Below are 17,458 nucleotides of genomic sequence, written 5' to 3' on the forward strand. Positions count from 1 at the left end.
TCGCCACCTCACAACGTTACACGACTCAGGACACCAACTGGGCGACCGCGCACATCATCCAGACGAAGCTGGCGACAGATACAAGCGCCAAAGACTCACGTGCGATGCGGACCATGGAACCCTCCTGAGATCGTTGCTTGTTTGTTCTATATTCTACTTTTGTTCTTGTCCGCAAGAGGCCGCGTTCGATTGTGAGCTTTTTTGTCGCGGCCTCTGCGATGGTCGGTCGCGGGCTTCGTTTCGGCTGGATTTGACGCCGAGATCGGCTCAGATCGCCGCATGCGCCTGATCATCGACACCGACACCGCCGGAGACGACGTCTTCTCCCTGATGCTCGCCCTGCGCCGGCCAGGTGTCAGCGTCGAGGCCATCACCATCGCCCACGGCAATGCGGGCTTCGCGCAGCACGCCGAGAACGCCTTGGCGACGCTGGAAGTGTGCGAGCGCGGCGGCGAGGTTCCCGTCTATCTGGGCGCCCAGCGGCCATTCACGCGCGAGCCCCTGGACGCGGCCTACGTGTTCGGCGCTGACGGCATGAGCGACAGCGACTTTCCGAAAGCCGTGCAACGTCCCTCCCCTGGCCACGCCACCGACGAGATCGTGCGGCGGGTCATGGAAGCGCCGGGTCAAATCACCCTGATCGCCCAGGCCGCCTTGACCAACATCGCCCTGGCCTATCTCCGCGAGCCGCGCATCGCCCAGGCCGTCAAGCACCTGTGGATCATGGGCGGAACCGACAACGGCGTGGGCAATGTCACGCCGGCGGCCGAGTACAACCTCTATGTCGATCCCGAAGCGGCCAAGATCGTGATCAATGCCGGCTTTCCGATGAGCATTGTCACCTGGACGGAAACCCTGCGCGACGGCCTGCTGACCCTGGATCAATTGGCGGCGCTGGACGCGCTGGGTACGCCGCGCGCGGCGTTCTTCACCAAGGTCAACGAAACCTCCCTGGCCTTCGCGCGGGAGACCCAGCACCTGGACGGCAGCCTGCACCCCGACGCCCTGACCTGCGCCCTGGCCTTGGATGAGACCTTGATCCTGGACTCGGAAATGGCCGTGGTCGATGTCGAGACAATCGGCGAATTGACGCGTGGCTATCTCAGCGTCTCGAACGCCATCCTGCCCGACATCGAGCTCGCCGATCCGGCCTTACGCCGCCGTGCGCCCAACGCCCGGGTGATCAAGCGGATCGATCAAGCGGGCTTCTACGCGGCGATGCGGAGCGCCTTGCTTTGACCCGCAACGCCTAGAAGGTCTGCGGAACCAGGTGGCCGTCCTTCAGGGCGAAGACCCGGTCCATGTAGCGGGCCAGCTCCATGTTGTGAGTGGCGATCAGGGCCGCGACGCCTCGCTGACGGGCCTGCTCGTAGAGCGCCTGGAACACCGCCGCCGAATTGGCCGGGTCGAGATTGCCGGTCGGCTCGTCGGCCAGCAGGAGCTTGGGGCTGTTGGCCAGCGCGCGGGCGATCGCCACCCGCTGCTGCTCGCCGCCGGACAGTTGGCCCGGCTGGTGGTCGAGCCGCTGGGCCAAGCCCAACTGAGTGAGCATCTCCGTGGCGCTCGACCGGGCCTCGGCCTTGCTTCGGCCGGCGATCATCGCCGGCATGGCGACGTTGTCCATCGCGCTGAACTCGGGCAGCAGGTGGTGGAACTGATAAATGAACCCGACGGTCGTCAACCGAACCTGAGTGCGCTGGCGTTCCGACAGTTTGGAGCAATCGCGACCGTCCAAGGCGATCAGACCGGCGTCGGGCCGCTCCAGCAGACCGGCGGCGTGCAGCAATGACGATTTGCCCGAGCCCGACGGTCCGATCAGTCCGACCACTTCGCCGGGATAGACATCCAGATCAACGCCGCGCAGCACGCTGAGCGACCCCGCCTCGGTGACATAGGTGCGCTCGACGCCGCGCAGGGCCAGGATAGGGCTGGTCGCCGGGCTATTCATAACGCAGGGCCTCAACGGGATCGATACGCGAGGCGCTGATGGCCGGCAGCAGGGTGGCGAGGATGCTCAAGGCGGTGGATATGCCGACGATGACGCCGACTTCGCTCCAGTCGATCTTGGCCGGGATATGGGCCAGGAAATAGATGTCGGCGCTGAACACCGCCGCGCCCGTGACCCATTCGACAAAGTTCTGAATGGCGGTGATGTTGGCGCAGAAAAGCACGCCCAGCAGCAGACCCGCCAGGGTGCCGGCCAGGCCAATCGAGGCGCCGGCCATCATGAAGATCCGCAGGATCGCGCCTTGGCTGGCCCCGATGGTCCGCAGGATGGCGATGTCGCGGCCCTTGTTCTTCACCAGCATGACCAGGGCCGAGATGATGTTGAGCGTGGCGATGGCGACGACGATGAACAGGATCAGCCGCATCACCTTGCGTTCAATCTGCAAAGCGTTGAAATAGCTGGAGTTCTTGTCCATCCAATCCTGGACGAAGGCGCCGGGACCGCTGGCCTGCTCGATGATCGGCTTGATCTGCTTGGCCTTGTCCGGGTCGCTGACCTTGATCTCCACGTAGTCGATGGAGGTGTCGCGGCCAAAGAACAGCTGAGCCTGGGGCAGCGCCATATAGACGAAGCTCTCGTCGAACTGGCTCATGCCGACGCTGAAGATCCCGCCAACAGTATAGTCCTTCTCGCGGGTCGAGGTCCCAAAAGCGGTGGCGGGGCCGGACGGCGAAATCAGGGTGATGGCGTCGCCGACCGAGAGGCCAAGGTTGCGGGCCATGCGGTCGCCGATCAGCACGATGTCGCCGCCATAGTCGCCGTCGCCGAACCCGGCCAGCGAGCCGCGCTTGATGTTGGTGGCGATCATCTTCATGCCGCGAAGGTCTTCGGGCGTGACACCCCGGACGATCGCGCCCGACACTTGGCTGGGGCCGATGACCATGGCCTGGGCCTCGACCATCGGCGCGGCCTGGGTCACACCGGGCACGGCCTTGATTCGGTTGATAACGCCGGCGCGGTCGGGACCGTTCAGCAGCGGCCCTTGGGCGTAGACGTGGCCATTGAAGCCCAATAGCCGGCCCAGCAGCTCGGCTCGGAAGCCGTTCATTACGCTCATCACGGTAATCAGGGCGAAGACCGCCAGCATCACCGCCGCGAACGAGATGATGGCGATCAGCGCCACGCCGCCGTTCTTGCGCTTGTTGCGCAGGTAGCGCCAGGCGACCGTGCGCTCCCAGGTTCCGAACGGACCGGCGCCGATAGCCATCAGGCGGCCTTGCCCGAAAGTCGGGCGATGACCTCGGCCAGCGGCGCGGTCTGGCGCTCGCCGGTCTTGCGGTTCTTGATCTCGACCACGCCGTCGGCGATCCCCTTGGGGCCGACGATCATCTGCCAGGGCACGCCGATCAGGTCCATGGACGCGAACTTGCCGCCGCCGCGGGCGTCGGTGTCGTCGTAGAGCACGGCCTTGCCCGCCAGGGTCAAAGCCTTGTAGGCGCTCTCGCAGGCCTCGTCGCAGGCGGCGTCGCCGACCCGCAGGCTGATGATCCCGACGTCGAACGGGGCCACGGATTCCGGCCAGATGATCCCGGCATCGTCGTGGCTGGCCTCTATAATCGCGCCCAGCAGACGCGAGACGCCGACGCCATAGCTGCCCATCTGCACGGGCGTGTCCTTGCCGTCTGGACCCGCCACGAAGGCCTTCATCGGCTCGGAGTACTTGGTCCCGAACGAGAAGATGTGGCCCACCTCGATGCCACGCGCCGACAGGCGATCGCCCTCGGGAATCTGGGCGAAGGCCTCGGCGTCGTGCATTTCCTCGGTGGCCGCGTAGAGCGCGGTGCGCTGGTCGACCAGCGGCTGTAGGTCGCCATACCAATCGACGTCGATGCCCGGCGCGCCCATCTCGACCAGGTCCTTGTGGCAGAAGACCTCGCTCTCGCCGGTGTCGGCCAGGACGATAAACTCGTGGCTCAGGTCGCCGCCGATCGGACCGGTGTCGGCGCGCATCGGCACGGCCTTCAGGCCCATGCGGTCGAACAGGTTCAGATAGGCCACGAACATCCGGTTGTAGGACTTGCGCGCGCCCTCGGCGTCGAGGTCGAAGCTGTAGGCGTCCTTCATCAGAAACTCGCGGCCGCGCATCACGCCAAAGCGCGGGCGGGTCTCGTCGCGGAACTTCCATTGCACATGGTAGAGGTTTTTGGGCAGGTCCTTGTAACTGCGCACCGAACCGCGGAAGATTTCGGTGATCATCTCCTCGTTCGTCGGGCCGTAGAGCAGTTCTCGATCATGGCGATCGACGATCCGCAGCATTTCGGGGCCGTAGGCGTCGTAGCGGCCGCTCTCGCGCCACAGGTCGGCCAATTGCAGGGTGGGCATCAGCAGTTCGATGGCTCCGGCCCGGTCCATTTCCTCGCGAACGATCTGCTCGATGTTCCGGAGCACCCGCAGACCCAACGGCAGCCAGGCATAGATGCCGGCCGCCTCCTGTCGGATCATCCCCGCACGCAGCATCAACTGGTGCGAGACGATCTTGGCGTCGGCAGGGGACTCTTTCAGAATGGGCAGGAAATAGCGCGAAAGGCGCATGGACGAGACGTCTCCGGGGAATTCGAGGCGTTGAGATAGCCGCTTGGGCGTCAGCTTGGCAACGCGCGCGGCGAAAAGATGACCTTCCCACGCCAGCGAAATGAAAAGAAGGCCGCGCGGTCGCCGCGCGGCCTATCAAGTCATCGTCGGGGAAGACGCCACAGAGCAAGGTCGACAAGCCGACCTCGTGACGCTGAGCTTAGGTGCGAACGGATGTTCGGGGCGCCAGATTGCCTGTTGACTTGGCTACTTGGCGAACTTCGCCCACGGATTGGGCGAACGCCGGTAAAATTATCGCACGCCGCTCAAGGCTTGGGCGCCGCTTCGGTCGCGAGCGGCGATCAATAGGTAGCAGGCAACGCTGGCAGGGTGATCAGGTGGAAATGGATCACCAGCAGCAAGCCCGCCATCACGATAGCCGAAACCCAGGTGGTGGTGATGAACTTGCGCTTCAGGTTCGGATTGACCGGGGCGCCGGGATCGGCCCCCGGCGGCGGCTCGATGCCCATCTCCTTGAAGGTGCGATTGCCCAGCGGCAGCACGGCGAACAGGGTGGTCCACCAGATGGTCAGATAGACGGCGATGCAGGTGACGGGACCCATCAGTGGGCTTCCTTGGGGGTTTCCATGAGCTCGACCAGCAGGCCGCCCATGTCCTTGGGGTGAACGAAGATGATCAGCGTACCGTGCGCCCCGATGCGAGGCTCGCCCAGCACGGTGGCGCCCTTGGCGACCAGGCTGTCGCGGGCCTCGTAGATGTCCTCGACCTCGAAGCAGATGTGATGCTGGCCGCCCTTGGGGTTCTTGGCCAGGAAGCCATGGATCGGCGAGGCTTCGCCATAGGGCTCGATCAGCTCGATCTGGCTGTTGGGCAGGTTGACGAAACACACCCACACGCCCTGTTCGGGCATGGCCCACTTCTCGGTGTGCGAGGTCGCGCCCAGCAGGTCGCGATACATCTTTACCGAGTCGTCAATAGACGGCGTGGCGACGCCGACGTGGTTGAGCTTGCCGATCATGTCCGTTCCCGCGTGTTCTTCCGATTGGCGGCAGGCCTAACACCGATGCCGCGGCGCGAAAAGGGCGGCAGTTCAGCGCGCTGGCGCAGGCTGCATGAGCCAATGAAAGCGGACCGGCAATACCTGGATTAGCAACATCCCGGCCAAAAAACCGCCGAGATGGGCTTGCCAGGCGACGCCGATGATACCCACGCCCGAAGCCAGGCCGTAGGCCGCGCCCAGGCCGACGACGAGCAGGTTCGAAATAATCGCCGATCCGATCTGGCGCAGAACCGAACTGGAAAATATCGGCGCCAGTCGCACCTCTCCCGGACCGGCCAACCGAGCGACGGCGCCCCAGAGGCCAAAGATCGCGCCTGACGCCCCGATCGCCGCGCCATTGGGCGGCGCGATCAACACGAAGACGGCGCCGCCGACGAGGCCGCAGATCAAATAGAAGACCAGAAAGAGCAGGCCGCCGCGCCAATCGCGCCCCAGCCTCTGGGCGATCGCGGGACCCAGGGCGACGAGCGCCGCGCTGTTCATGACGATATGCAGCCAGCCCATATGCAGAAACATGTGAGTTAGGGGCGTCCACCAGAGGCCGTAGGCGAGCCCTTGTTTCGACAAGGCGCCGAGCACGAAGATCGCGTCGCCGTAGCCGAGGGCCTCGCCGATCTGCTGGCCCGCGAAGACCAGCCAGATCAGCGCGGTGATCACCAGTACCGGCCAAGCCTCGAACCACAGCATCGAGGGCCCCCTGCCCCACAGCGTCTCGCGCCGTGGGGTTTCGGTGGCGGGCGGCGTCTGCTCGTCGCTCATCGCGTGGTCACTAGATGCGGAGGACCGTGGTCTCGACCACGGGTTTGCGTTCCCAGATGCGGAAAGCGGCCTTCTTGACGGCCCGCGAGATGGCGCTCTCGATGGCCTCGTCAATTTCGCGCAGGTCGTCCTTCAGGCGCTTGAAGGCGGTTTCGGCCTCTTCCGCCAGATCATCGAGCGCGTCGTCCAGCGGATATTCGGCGTCACCGGCCAGGCCCAGGCCGCGAACCTGCGGACCCGAGACGATGCGGCTCTTGCCGTCCAGCACGACCGAGACGGCCAGCATGCCGTTGAACGCCGCGTGACGGCGCTCGCGCAGGGCGTCGCCGTTCTCCGGCGTCACCACGCCGCCATCGACGTAAAGTCGACCCGACGGCACCTCGTCGATGATCTTGGGATGACCGGGGGCCAGCAGCACCATGTCGCCGTTGCGCGGGCTGACGGCGTGCGGCACTTGCAGGTCCTTGGCGAAGGCGGCGTGCTCGATCAGGTGGCGGCGCTCGCCGTGGGTCGGCACGGCGATGGTCGGCCGGACCCATTCGTACATCTGCTTTAGCTCGTCGCGACACGGGTGGCCGCTGACATGGATGCCGGGCGTGTCGCGTTCGGTGTGCAGGCGCACGCCGCGATCGGCCAGCTTGTTCTGCAGGTTGCGGATCGGAATCTCGTTGCCGGGGATGACCCGCGAGCTGAACACCACGTGGTCGCCCTGCGAAAGCTTGACGTGCGGATGGGTGCCCTCGGCGATCCGCGCGAGCGCGGCGCGCGCCTCGCCCTGGCTGCCGGTGCACAGGAACAGCACTTCGTTGTCGGGCAGGTACTTGGCCTGGTCGTCGGTGATGAACGGCTCCAGGCCCTCCAGCAGGCCGACGTGACGGGCCGCCGCAGCCATGCGGTGCATCGAGCGGCCAGCCAGGCAGACCTTACGGCCGGCGGCCTGGGCGGCGCGGATCACGGTGTCCATACGCGCCACGTTCGAGGCGAAACAGGCGACGGCGACCTTGCCGGTCAGGCCCTTGATCAGCTTGTTCATCGCCACGCGGACGTCGGCTTCGGAACCGGCCACGCCGTCGACGAACACATTGGTGCTATCGCAGACCATGGCCAGCACGCCCTCGTCGCCGAGGCGGCGCAGGGACTCGACGTCGGTGGCTTCGCCCAGCTGCGGGTTGGCGTCGATCTTCCAGTCGCCGGTGTGCAGGATCGTGCCCAGCGGGGTCTTGATCGCCACGCCGTTTGGCTCGGGGATCGAGTGGGTCAGGGTGATCATTTCCAGATGGAATGGACCCAGGTCGAAGCTGCCGCCCAACGGGATTTCGGTGATCGGCACCTGGCCGAGCAGGCCGGCGTCGCGCAGCTTCTCGCGCAGCAGGAAGGCGGTGAAGGGCGTGGCGTAGACCGGCGCCTTGAGGCGCGGCCACAGCCAGTGCACCGCGCCCAGGTGGTCTTCATGGGCGTGGGTCAGGACGATCGCGATGATGTCGTCCTTGTAGGCCTCGATGAATTCGGGATCGGGCAGGATGATTTCGACGCCGGGCGTCGTCTGATCGCCGAAGGTCACGCCCAGGTCGAGGACGATCCATTTGCGGTTATCGGCGGGGCCGTATCCGTACAGGTTAAAGTTCATGCCGATCTCGTTCGAGCCGCCGAGCGGCAGGAAGACGAGTTCGTCTTGGGGGGAAGGCTGGTCGGTATATTTGGTCATGGAGTCTCTAGATGGGTGTTGCGACGATGAATTTCGAGGAGACCACGGATGGTCAGATCTGAATCGAAGTGGTCGATGGTGTCGGTGGCGCCCTCGAACAGCGAGGCGACGCCGCCGGTGGCGACCACGGTCATGAGTTCGGCCCGTTCGGCCTTGATCCGGGCGACCAGGCCCTCGATCAACGAGATATAGCCCCAGAATACGCCCGATTGCATGGCGCTGACCGTGTCCGTGCCGACAATGCGGTTCTTGGCGGGACGCTGGATGGCGATGCGCGGCAGCTTGGCGGCGGCCTCGTGAAGGGCTTGCATGGAAAGATTGATGCCGGGGGCGATGATGCCGCCCTCGAACGCGCCGTCGGCGGCGACGATGTCAAAGGTGGTGGCGGTGCCGCTGTCGATGACGATCAGCGGGCCCGGATAGACCATGTGCGCCCCTACTGCGTTGACCAAGCGGTCGGCGCCGGCCTCGGACGGTTTGTCGATCCGCACATCGACGCCCAGCACGGCGTTCTCGCCGATCACCAGGGGCTCGACGTTGAAATAGCGGCGGCAGAGGTTGCGCAGATTGAAGATCGACTGCGGCACCACGCTGGAGATGATGCAGGCGTCGATGGCTCGGAAGCCCAGGCCCTGCATCGACAGCAACTGAGACAGCCATACAACATATTCGTCCGCCGTGCGCGTGCTCTCGGTGGCGGCGCGCCACTGGGCGATCCATTCGGCCCCATCATGGATGGCGAACATGGTGTTGGTGTTGCCCTGTTCGATGGCCAGCAGCATCAGGCAGCCCCTCCGAAAAAGACGTCGCCGGCGGTGATCCGCCGCAGATGGCCATCGGCCAGACGAAGCCGCAGGGCGCCGTCGCCGTCCAGGCCTTCGGCGACGCCCTCCAGGGTCTCGGCCCCCAGGCGGGCGACGCAGGGCTCGCCCAGGCCATGGGCCCGGGCGGTCCAGGCGTCGGCGATGGCTGGGAAGCCCAGGCGCTGCCAGACGTCATTCCAACGCGCGAAGGCCGCCGCGAGAACCTCGATCGCCTCGGTCGGCTTGGGCGGGGGCGCGAGCATGTGGGCCGGCAAGGCGGTGGCGGGACGCTCGCTCTCCACAGGGCCGCAGGCGAGATTCACACCGACGCCGACCGCAATCCACAGCCCGCCCGCAGGGCGCGCCCCGGACTCTACCAGGATGCCGCTGACCTTCAGACCCGCTAACAACGGATCATTGGGCCATTTGAGGCTGACCAGGCTGGCTGGAACGTAAGCGGCCAGCAGGTCGGCCACGGCCAAGGCGGCGACGAACGAGACCTGGGCGGCTTCAGCCGGCGGCTTGTCGGTCGAGAACAGCAAGGTAGCGGCGAGGTTCCCCTCGCCGGTCTCCCAGGCGCGCCCTCGCCGGCCACGACCGGCGCTCTGGCGCAGGCCGAGCAGCCATACAGGACCCGCCTCCCCCGCTTCCGCGCGGCGTCGGGCCTCGGCATTGGTCGAGTCGATCTCGTCCAGAACAACGACGGGCGCGGGCGAAAGAGCGCCCGTCACGTCACGCGTGGCCAAAGGCCGCCGCGGCGGCCCTGGCGGCGGGGTCCAGCCAGATCAGCGCCACCAGCACGACCGGGAACGAGAACAGCGCCGCGGCGAAGCCGATCGCGCGGGCGGTCGGTTGCGGCTTGTCAACCGCGCCCACGGGAGCGTCAAACCACATCGTCTTGATCAGGCGCAGATAGTAGAAGGCCGCGACCACGCTGCCGACCAGGCCCAACACCGCCGCCCATTGCAGCAGCACGTCGCCCGAGCCCATCGCGGCCTTGAACACGTAGAACTTGGCCCAGAAGCCCGAGAACGGCGGCAGACCCAGGGCGGACAGCGAGAAGGCGGTCATGGCCAGGGCGATGCCCGGACGTTCCTTCACCAGGCCGGCCATGTCCTCGATGGTCTCCATCGGCTTGCCGTCACGCGACAGGGCCTGGAGGCAGGCGAAGAAGCCGGTGACATCGACCATGTAGAGGGTCATGAACATCAGCATCGACTGCAAGCCGGTCTCGCCGCCGGTCGCCACGCCCAGCAGGGCGTAGCCGACATTGGCGATCGAGCTATAGGCCCACAGGCGCTTGAGGTTGTTCTGGGCCAGGCCGGCAAAGGCGCCGACGAAGACCGAGGCCAGGGCGGCGATCACCAGGATCTGGCGCCATTGGGCCACCGAGTCCGGGAAGGCGTCTCCCAGCACGCGGGCGAACATCATCATCGCCGCCAGCTTGGGCGCGGCGGCGAAGAAGCCGACCACCGGGGTGGGGGCGCCCTCATAGACGTCGGGCGTCCACATGTGGAACGGCGCGGCCGAGACCTTGAAGGCCAGGCCGCAGATCAGGAACACCAGGCCAAACAGCAGGCCCACGCCCTCGCCATGCTGCGATACGGCGGCGATGTCGGCGAAGCGGGTGGAACCCGCGAAACCGTAAATGAGCGAAGCGCCGTACAGCAGCAGACCCGACGACAGGGCGCCGAGCACGAAATATTTCAGGCCCGCTTCCGACGACTTGGCGTCGTCGCGGCGGAAGGCCGCCAGCACGTAGAGCGCCAGGGATTGCAGCTCGACGCCGATATAGAGGCTGATCAGGTCGCCGGCCGAGGCGGTGACTCCCATGCCCACGGCGGCCAGAATGATCAGCACGGCATATTCGAACTTCTGGTCGCCGCGCACGGCCAGCCAGCGGTCGCCCAGCACGATGGAGATGGCGCTGAACAGATAGATGGCGACCTTGGCGTAAGTGGCCCCGGCGTCGGCGGCATAGACGCCGTTGAAGGCGTGACCATGCGGCCCGACAACGGAGGCCACGGCGGCGGCCAGCAGGGCCAGGACGGCCGCGCTGGTGAACAGCGGCGTGGTCTTGCCCTGGAACGCGCCCCAGACCAGCAGCACCAGGGCCGAGACCCCGAGGATGACTTCGGGAAGAACCAGCGAGAAGTTGTCGGCGAACGTCATGATGTCCCTCACCCGCCCACGGCGGCGCGCCAGGCGCCGACGAGCCCGTCGACGGACGACGCGGTCAGGTTGAAGATGAGATTGGGATAAATGCCGAGCACCAGGGTGCCGATGATCAGCGGGGCGAAGATCAGGATCTCGCGCTTGTCGAGGTCGGTGATGGTCTTCAGGTCCGGATTGACGATGTCGCCGAACATCACGCGCCGATAGAGGTTCAGCGCATAGACCGCCGACAGGATCACGCCCATGGTGGCCACCAGAGCCGTCCAGGTCGAGGCTTGGTACGTGCCGGTCATCGTGAGGATTTCGCCGACGAAGCCCGAGGTGCCCGGCAGGCCGACATTGCCCATGGTGAACAGCATGAAGGTCGCGGCGTACCAAGGCATGCGGTTGGTCAGTCCGCCATAAAAGGCGATCTCGCGGGTGTGCATACGGTCATAGACCACGCCGACGCAGAGGAAGAGCGCGCCCGAGATCAGGCCGTGGCTCAGCATCTGGAAGATCGCGCCCTGCTCGCCCTGCACATTGCCCGAGAAAATGCCCATGGTCACGAAGCCCATGTGGGCGACCGACGAATAGGCGATCAGCTTCTTGATGTCGGTCTGACGGAAGGCGACTAGCGAGGTGTAGACGATGGCGATCGCCGACAGGGCGAACACCAGCGGCTGGAACAGCTGCGAGGCGTGGGGGAACATCGGCAGGCTGAAGCGCAGGAAGCCGTAGCCGCCCATCTTCAGCAGGATGCCCGCCAGGATCACCGAACCCGCCGTCGGCGCCTCGACGTGGGCGTCGGGCAGCCAGGTGTGGACCGGCCACATCGGCATCTTGACCGCGAAACTGGCGAAGAAGGCCAGCCACAGCCAGGTCTGCAGCCACGGGGCGAACCTGTAGTGCATCAGCTCCGGGATCGACGATGTGTGGGCGATGGCGATCATCGACAGGATCGCCGCCAGCATCAGCACCGAGCCGAGCAGGGTGTAGAGGAAGAACTTGTAGGCCGCATAGACCCGGCGCTTGCCGCCCCAGATGCCGATGATCAGGAACATCGGAACCAGGCCGCCCTCGAAGAAGAGGTAGAACAGGATCAGGTCCAGGGCGCAGAACACGCCGATCACCAAGGTTTCCAGAACCAGGAAGCAGATCATGTATTCCACGAGCCGCTTGTCGATCGACTTCCAGCTGGCGATCACGCAGATCGGCAGCAGGAACGCGGTCAACAGCACGAAAAGGATCGAGATCCCGTCCACGCCCATCCGATAGTGCAGGCCGGCGAACCAGGCCGCGTCTTCCACGAACTGGAAGCCGGGGTTCTTGGCGTCGAACTGGGCGACCAGCACAACGGACAGGGCCAGGGTGACCAAGGTGGTCGCCAGGGCGATCCACTTGGCCAGGTTGTCGGTCTTGGCGTTGTCGCCCTGCCGGGCTCGGACCGCCAGCAAGACGGCGACGCCGACGAGCGGGGCGAAGGTGGTGAGGCTAAGAAGGCCGGTCATGGATCAGTCCTCCCTAGCGGAACTTGACGAGAGCGAAGAGGAGCAATCCGGCGACACCGATCAGCATGACGAAGGCGTAGTGATAGAGGTAGCCGCTCTGCAGCCTGCCGGTGCGCCGGCCGATCGCATAAGAGGCGGCGCTGACGCCGTCTGGTCCGAAACCGTCGATCAGCTTTTGGTCGCCGCCCTTCCAGAACAAGTCGCCGAGGAATTTGGTCAGGCGCACGAAGGTGGCCTGATACAGCTCGTCGAAGAACCACTTGTTGTAGAAGAACACGTAGAGCGGGCCGTTGCGGGCCGCGAGCGCAGCGCCCAGCCGCTCATTACCCTTGATCAGATAGACCCAGACGGCGATGGCCAGGCCGAGGATCGAGGCGATCAGCGGGCTGTACTTCACCAGTTCAGGCACTTCGTGGGCTTCGTGCAGAACGTGGTTGGTCGGGGCGTTGTAAATCGCGCCGCGCCAGAACTCGACTTGGTCGTGACCGACGAAGTAGTCGACGAACACGAAGCCGGCGAACACCGCGCCGATCGACAGGACGATCAGCGGGACCAGCATCACCCAGGGGCTCTCGTGCGGCTTGTGATCATGGCCGTGGCCGTGCTCGTCATGCCCATGGACGCCATGAGCATCGTCGGCCAGGGGCTCGTCATGGGTCTCGTCGTGCACGCCGTCGCCGTGCGCATGGTCCGCCTGGGCGTCGCGCACGTGATGGTCGTCATGACCCCAACGGGCTTTGCCGTTGAAGGTGAAGAAGGCCAGACGCCAGGAGTAGAATGAGGTCAACCCCGCCACCAGCACGCCGATCACCCAGGCAAACAGCGCCGTCGGATTGGCGCGGCCGGCCGCGAAGGCCGCCTCGATGATGGTGTCCTTGGAGTAGAAGCCGGCAAAGCCCAGTTCCAGCGGCGGGAAGCCCAGGCCGGTGATGGCGATCGTGCCGATGGTCATGGCGATGAAGGTCACGGGCAGCAGCTTGGCCAGGGCGCCGTACTTTCGCATATCCTGCTCGTGGTGCATGCCGTGGATCACCGAACCGGCGCCCAGGAATAGCAGCGCCTTGAAGAAGGCGTGGGTGAACAGGTGGAACATCGCCGCCTGATAGGCGCCGACGCCGGCCGCGAAGAACATGTAGCCCAGTTGAGAACAGGTCGAATAGGCGATAACCCGCTTGATGTCGTTCTGAGTCAGGCCGACCGTGGCCGCGAACAGGGCGGTGATCGCACCGATCACCGTGATGATGTTCTTGGTGATCGGGGCATATTCGAACATCGGCGACAGCAGGCACAGCATGTAGACGCCGGCGGTGACCATGGTCGCCGCGTGGATCAGGGCCGAGACCGGGGTCGGGCCTTCCATGGCGTCCGGCAGCCAGGTGTGCAGGAAGAACTGCGCCGACTTGCCCATCGCGCCGATGAACAGCAGGAAGCAGGCGATATCGACGAGCGGGAAGCTGTGGCCCGCGAACTCCCAGCTACGCGAGGCGCTGGCGGCGATCATCGGGAACAGTTCGTGGAACTGGATCGTGCCATAGGCCCAGAAGGTGGTCATGATGCCTAGCGCAAAACCGAAGTCCCCCACCCGGTTGACGACGAAGGCCTTGATGGCGGCGGCGCTGGCGGTCGGCTTCTTGTACCAGAAGCCGATCAGCAGGTACGAGGCCAGGCCCACCCCTTCCCAGCCGAAGAACAGCTGCATGAAGTCGGCGGCGGTGACGAGCGCCAGCATCGCGAAGGTGAACAGCGACAGATAGGCGAAGAACCGCGGCTTGTCCGGGTCCTCGGCCATGTAGCCCCAGCTGTAGATGTGCACCAGGGCCGAGACCGTGGTGACCACGATCAGCATCACGCACGACAGGGCGTCGATGCGGATCGACCAGTTGGAGACGAAGTCGCCCACGTGGATGAAGGGAAGCAGGTCGACCGTGAAGGCCTCCATGTGTCCCCAGGTCCACTGGCTGAACACGTACCAGCTCAGGGCGCAGGCCAGCAGCAAGCCGCCCGTGGTGATAGCTTGCGAGACGATGTCGCCGATGCGGCGACCGAACAGGCCGGCGATGATCGCGGCGAGCAGCGGCGCGAAGACGATGAGGGTGACGAGAGTCTGCACTGCGATCAGCCCTTCATCACGCTGGCGTCGTCGACCGCGATGTCGCCGCGGTTACGGAAGAAGGTGACCAGGATGGCCAGGCCGACGGCGGCCTCGGCCGCCGCGACGGTCAGCACGAACATGGCGAAGATCTGCCCCGTCACGTCGTGCAGATAGACCGAGAAGGCCACCAGGTTGATGTTCACCGCCAGCAGGATCAGCTCGATCGACATCAGGATGACGATGATGTTCTTGCGGTTCACGAAGATCCCGAAGACGCCGATCGTGAACAGAATCGCGGCGACGACGAGATAATGAGACAGGCCGATCATTCGCTGATCCCCTCGCCGGGCTTGATCTGCACGATTTCCATCCCGGTCTTGGGCGTACGAGCGATTTGCTTGCCGATGTCCTGGCGCTTGACGCCCGGCTTGTGGCGCAGGGTCAGGACGATGGCGCCGATCATGGCGACCAGCAGCACCAGGCCCGCCAATTGAAAGAAGAAGATGTAGTCGGTGTAGAGCACCCGGCCGATCATCTCGGTGTTCGGAATGCCCGGGGCCGAGGCCATCGGGGTGGCGTTCTTGCCGGCCGCGCCATGGCTGGCCACGGTCGCGGCGACGAAGATCATCTCCAGCGTCAGGAAGCCCGCCACGATGCCGCCGATCGGCAGGTACTGGGCGAAGCCCTGTCGCAAGGCGGTAAAGTCGACGTCGAGCATCATCACGACGAACAGGAACAGCACCGCGACCGCGCCCACATAGACGACGATCAGCAGCATCGCCAAAAACTCCGCGCCCAGCAGGACGAAGAGGCCGGCGGCCGAGAAAAAGGCGGTGATCAGGAAGAGCACCGAGTGCACGGGATTCTTGGCCGAGACGACGAGAAGACCCGCCGCTATCGTCGCGAACGCCAGCAGATAGAAAGCTATCGCCTGCAAGGCAGGTGCTCCCGTTAAAACCATAAACCAACGCCGTGCCGGATGGCCCGCCGCCTACCTTCGGAATCGCGCCCGTCCTTTAACGGTAGGGCGCGTCCAACTCCAGATTCTTTGCGATCAACCGTTCCCAACGATCGCCGTTGTCGAGCAGCTTTTCCTTGTCGTAGTAGAGCTCTTCGCGCGTCTCGACGGCGAACTCCAGGTTCGGCCCTTCGACGATGGCGTCCACCGGGCAGGCCTCCTGGCACAGGCCGCAATAGATGCACTTGACCATGTCGATGTCGTAGCGGGTCGTGCGGCGGCTGCCGTCGTCGCGCGGTTCGGCCTCGATGGTGATGGCCTGGGCGGGACAGACGGCTTCGCAAAGCTTGCAGGCGATGCATCGCTCTTCGCCCGACGGATAGCGACGCAGGGCGTGCTCGCCGCGGAACCGGGGCGACTGCGGGCCGCGTTCGTTCGGATAGATCACCGTTTTCTTCGGGGCGATCATGTACTTCATGGCCAGGCCGAAGGCGCCCGCGAAGTCGAGCAGCGCCACGCCTTTCACGGCCTGGGAAATGCGTTGCATCATCATGGACGCTGCTTACCCTTTGAAATCACACAGGTGTAGTTCGAAAGCTGGGTGGGGTCGCCCCCGTCCTGCTTGGATTCAATCTTTCCGCCATCGGCGACGCATTGCGCGCTGTCGCGGCGCAGCTGGTCATAGCTGACCACGCCGCGGCCCAGCGAGTACGACGTCTTGGCCGAGGCCACGTCATCGGTCGCGCAGCTCGCCACGGTGAAGCCAAGACCGATGAGGACCAGAAGGGCGGATTTGGCGATCACGTCTGCAGCCCGAACACGCGCCAGGCGCTGACCAGCATCACCAGCACCAGCGACATCGGCAGGAACACTTTCCAGCCCAGGCGCATCAGTTGGTCATAGCGGTAGCGAGGCACGATAGCCTTGGCCATGGCGATGAAGAAGAAAGCCACGACGATCTTGAAATAGAACACCAGAGCCAGCAGGAAATTGACCAGGAACGGCGGCCAGCCGGCTGTAAAGCCAATGGGGAAGCCCGGGTTCCAGCCGCCGAAGAACAGCACGCTGATCATCGCGCACATCAGCACGATGTTGGAATATTCGGCGACCATGAAAAGCAGGTACGGGGTCGAGCTGTATTCCACCTGGTAGCCGGCCACGAGCTCGGATTCGGCTTCCGGAAGGTCAAACGGAGGGCGGTTGGTCTCGGCCAGGGCCGAGATGAAGAACATGCCCATGGCGATGATCATCACCGGGGCCAGGATGATGTTCTTCAGGCCGTGGCCACCAAACACGTTCCAGTTCCAGATCCAGCCAGCCTGTTGGTCGACGATGGAGCTGAGGTTCATGGTGCCGGCCAGCAGGATCACCGTGATGATGATCAGGCCGATCGACACTTCGTACGACACCATCTGCGCCGCCGAGCGCAGGGCGCCCAGGAACGGGTACTTCGAGTTCGAAGCCCAGCCGCCCATGATGATGCCGTAGACGCCCAGCGAGCTCATCGCCAGCAGGTACAGGATGCCGACATTGAGGTTGGAAACCACCCAACCCGGCGCGAACGGGATGACGGCCCAGCCCACAAAGGCCAGGACCAGGCTCAGCAGCGGGGCCAGCAGGAAGATGACCTTGTCGGCGCCGGCCGGGATGATGATTTCCTTCAGCACGAACTTGCCGAAGTCGGCGAAGGACTGCAGCAGGCCGAAGGGGCCGACCACGTTGGGACCCTTGCGCATCTGCACGCCGGCCCAGATCTTGCGGTCGGCCAGCAGCAGGAAGGCCAGGCTCAGCAGGACCCAGACCACCACCAGCAGGATCCCGCCGGTGGTCAGCAGGGTCCAGGTCACGGCCGGATTGGAGAAGAAAGCACTCACCG

19 protein-coding genes and 1 pseudogene are annotated in these 17,458 nt (G+C 64.9%); 1 reads left to right on the forward strand and 19 read right to left on the reverse strand.

The genetic code is table 11. The features are described from left to right. Nucleotides 1-25 precede the first annotated feature (25 nt). Nucleotides 26-115: a cell division inhibitor SidA gene (gene sidA, locus ACP694_RS09480; protein WP_426011886.1), complete on the reverse strand. Its 90-nt coding sequence runs from the start codon at nt 113-115 to the stop codon at nt 26-28. A 164-nt stretch (nt 116-279) separates the two neighbouring features. On the opposite strand from sidA, the gene ACP694_RS09485 reads away from it, so the two are divergent. Beyond that, nucleotides 280-1,239, forward strand: coding sequence for a nucleoside hydrolase (locus ACP694_RS09485; protein WP_426011887.1), 960 nt, complete (start codon nt 280-282; stop codon nt 1,237-1,239). A 10-nt stretch (nt 1,240-1,249) separates the two neighbouring features. On the opposite strand, the gene ACP694_RS09490 is transcribed toward ACP694_RS09485, so the two are convergent. The 18 genes and pseudogenes from ACP694_RS09490 to nuoH form a co-directional block, all read right to left on the reverse strand. Then, on the reverse strand, nt 1,250-1,948 hold the full coding sequence (locus ACP694_RS09490; protein WP_426011888.1) for an ABC transporter ATP-binding protein: 699 nt from the start codon (nt 1,946-1,948) through the stop codon (nt 1,250-1,252). After that, nucleotides 1,941-3,215 (reverse strand): lipoprotein-releasing ABC transporter permease subunit, encoded by a 1,275-nt coding sequence (locus ACP694_RS09495; RefSeq protein WP_426011889.1) that lies wholly within the window; start codon nt 3,213-3,215, stop codon nt 1,941-1,943. Before ACP694_RS09495 ends, ACP694_RS09490 begins: the two co-directional genes overlap by 8 nt. Next, nucleotides 3,215-4,540, reverse strand: a complete 1,326-nt coding sequence (gene proS, locus ACP694_RS09500) for a proline--tRNA ligase (protein ID WP_426011890.1) — start codon at nt 4,538-4,540, stop codon at nt 3,215-3,217. Before proS ends, ACP694_RS09495 begins: the two co-directional genes overlap by 1 nt. Before the next feature lie 42 nt (nt 4,541-4,582). Further along, nucleotides 4,583-4,717, reverse strand: a pseudogene (locus tag ACP694_RS09505) (hypothetical protein); the annotation flags it as partial. 164 nt (nt 4,718-4,881) lie between these two features. Beyond that, a complete protein-coding gene (locus ACP694_RS09510; RefSeq protein WP_426011891.1) occupies nt 4,882-5,142 on the reverse strand; it encodes a DUF1467 family protein in 261 nt (86 codons plus the stop codon). After that, entirely contained in the window at nt 5,142-5,558 is a 417-nt protein-coding gene (gene mce / locus ACP694_RS09515; protein WP_426011892.1) for a methylmalonyl-CoA epimerase, read from the reverse strand. Before mce ends, ACP694_RS09510 begins: the two co-directional genes overlap by 1 nt. Before the next feature lie 72 nt (nt 5,559-5,630). Beyond that, nucleotides 5,631-6,359 (reverse strand): rhomboid family intramembrane serine protease, encoded by a 729-nt coding sequence (locus tag ACP694_RS09520; RefSeq protein WP_426011893.1) that lies wholly within the window; start codon nt 6,357-6,359, stop codon nt 5,631-5,633. Between the two features lie 10 nt (nt 6,360-6,369). Next, nucleotides 6,370-8,064, reverse strand: a complete 1,695-nt coding sequence (locus ACP694_RS09525) for a ribonuclease J (protein ID WP_426011894.1) — start codon at nt 8,062-8,064, stop codon at nt 6,370-6,372. After that, the gene (locus ACP694_RS09530; protein ID WP_426012545.1) at nt 8,061-8,849 is read right to left on the reverse strand and encodes a type III pantothenate kinase; all 789 of its coding nucleotides are present in this window, start codon (nt 8,847-8,849) and stop codon (nt 8,061-8,063) included. Before ACP694_RS09530 ends, ACP694_RS09525 begins: the two co-directional genes overlap by 4 nt. Continuing rightward, nucleotides 8,846-9,598 (reverse strand): biotin--[acetyl-CoA-carboxylase] ligase, encoded by a 753-nt coding sequence (locus tag ACP694_RS09535; RefSeq protein WP_426011895.1) that lies wholly within the window; start codon nt 9,596-9,598, stop codon nt 8,846-8,848. Before ACP694_RS09535 ends, ACP694_RS09530 begins: the two co-directional genes overlap by 4 nt. A gap of 1 nt (nt 9,599) precedes the next feature. Then, on the reverse strand, nt 9,600-11,039 hold the full coding sequence (gene nuoN / locus ACP694_RS09540; RefSeq protein WP_426011896.1) for an NADH-quinone oxidoreductase subunit NuoN: 1,440 nt from the start codon (nt 11,037-11,039) through the stop codon (nt 9,600-9,602). 8 nt (nt 11,040-11,047) lie between these two features. Continuing rightward, nucleotides 11,048-12,532, reverse strand: a complete 1,485-nt coding sequence (locus ACP694_RS09545) for an NADH-quinone oxidoreductase subunit M (RefSeq protein WP_426011897.1) — start codon at nt 12,530-12,532, stop codon at nt 11,048-11,050. 13 nt (nt 12,533-12,545) lie between these two features. After that, nucleotides 12,546-14,642, reverse strand: coding sequence for an NADH-quinone oxidoreductase subunit L (gene nuoL / locus ACP694_RS09550; protein ID WP_426011898.1), 2,097 nt, complete (start codon nt 14,640-14,642; stop codon nt 12,546-12,548). 5 nt (nt 14,643-14,647) lie between these two features. Continuing rightward, nucleotides 14,648-14,953, reverse strand: a complete 306-nt coding sequence (nuoK, locus tag ACP694_RS09555) for an NADH-quinone oxidoreductase subunit NuoK (RefSeq protein ID WP_028037628.1) — start codon at nt 14,951-14,953, stop codon at nt 14,648-14,650. After that, on the reverse strand, nt 14,950-15,585 hold the full coding sequence (locus tag ACP694_RS09560; protein ID WP_426011899.1) for an NADH-quinone oxidoreductase subunit J: 636 nt from the start codon (nt 15,583-15,585) through the stop codon (nt 14,950-14,952). The genes nuoK and ACP694_RS09560 overlap by 4 nt, the downstream gene beginning before the upstream one ends. A 55-nt stretch (nt 15,586-15,640) precedes the next feature. Further along, nucleotides 15,641-16,132 carry an NADH-quinone oxidoreductase subunit NuoI gene (nuoI, locus tag ACP694_RS09565; RefSeq protein ID WP_426012547.1) on the reverse strand — a complete coding sequence of 164 codons (492 nt, stop codon included), beginning with the start codon at nt 16,130-16,132 and terminating at the stop codon, nt 15,641-15,643. Next, nucleotides 16,132-16,386, reverse strand: a complete 255-nt coding sequence (locus ACP694_RS09570; RefSeq protein ID WP_426011900.1) for a hypothetical protein — start codon at nt 16,384-16,386, stop codon at nt 16,132-16,134. Before ACP694_RS09570 ends, nuoI begins: the two co-directional genes overlap by 1 nt. Continuing rightward, a complete protein-coding gene (nuoH, locus tag ACP694_RS09575) occupies nt 16,383-17,456 on the reverse strand; it encodes an NADH-quinone oxidoreductase subunit NuoH (protein WP_426011901.1) in 1,074 nt (357 codons plus the stop codon). The genes ACP694_RS09570 and nuoH overlap by 4 nt, the downstream gene beginning before the upstream one ends. Nucleotides 17,457-17,458: the final 2 nt, after the last annotated feature.

It is taken from the genome of Caulobacter sp. DWR2-3-1b2 (genome assembly GCF_049896345.1).
Taxonomy (GTDB): domain Bacteria; phylum Pseudomonadota; class Alphaproteobacteria; order Caulobacterales; family Caulobacteraceae; genus Caulobacter.

Excerpts from the sequence above, each read along its gene's own strand:
- sidA (WP_426011886.1), bottom strand. The coding sequence starts at position 115 with ATGGTCCGCATCGCACGTGAGTCTTTGGCGCTTGTATCTGTCGCCAGC.
- ACP694_RS09485 (WP_426011887.1), top strand. The coding sequence starts at position 280 with ATGCGCCTGATCATCGACACCGACACCGCCGGAGACGACGTCTTCTCC.
- ACP694_RS09490 (WP_426011888.1), bottom strand. The coding sequence starts at position 1,948 with ATGAATAGCCCGGCGACCAGCCCTATCCTGGCCCTGCGCGGCGTCGAG.
- ACP694_RS09495 (WP_426011889.1), bottom strand. The coding sequence starts at position 3,215 with ATGGCTATCGGCGCCGGTCCGTTCGGAACCTGGGAGCGCACGGTCGCC.
- proS (WP_426011890.1), bottom strand. The coding sequence starts at position 4,540 with ATGCGCCTTTCGCGCTATTTCCTGCCCATTCTGAAAGAGTCCCCTGCC.
- ACP694_RS09510 (WP_426011891.1), bottom strand. The coding sequence starts at position 5,142 with ATGGGTCCCGTCACCTGCATCGCCGTCTATCTGACCATCTGGTGGACC.
- mce (WP_426011892.1), bottom strand. The coding sequence starts at position 5,558 with ATGATCGGCAAGCTCAACCACGTCGGCGTCGCCACGCCGTCTATTGAC.
- ACP694_RS09520 (WP_426011893.1), bottom strand. The coding sequence starts at position 6,359 with ATGAGCGACGAGCAGACGCCGCCCGCCACCGAAACCCCACGGCGCGAG.
- ACP694_RS09525 (WP_426011894.1), bottom strand. The coding sequence starts at position 8,064 with ATGACCAAATATACCGACCAGCCTTCCCCCCAAGACGAACTCGTCTTC.
- nuoN (WP_426011896.1), bottom strand. The coding sequence starts at position 11,039 with ATGACGTTCGCCGACAACTTCTCGCTGGTTCTTCCCGAAGTCATCCTC.
- ACP694_RS09545 (WP_426011897.1), bottom strand. The coding sequence starts at position 12,532 with ATGACCGGCCTTCTTAGCCTCACCACCTTCGCCCCGCTCGTCGGCGTC.
- nuoK (WP_028037628.1), bottom strand. The coding sequence starts at position 14,953 with ATGATCGGCCTGTCTCATTATCTCGTCGTCGCCGCGATTCTGTTCACG.
- ACP694_RS09560 (WP_426011899.1), bottom strand. The coding sequence starts at position 15,585 with ATGGTTTTAACGGGAGCACCTGCCTTGCAGGCGATAGCTTTCTATCTG.
- nuoI (WP_426012547.1), bottom strand. The coding sequence starts at position 16,132 with ATGATGCAACGCATTTCCCAGGCCGTGAAAGGCGTGGCGCTGCTCGAC.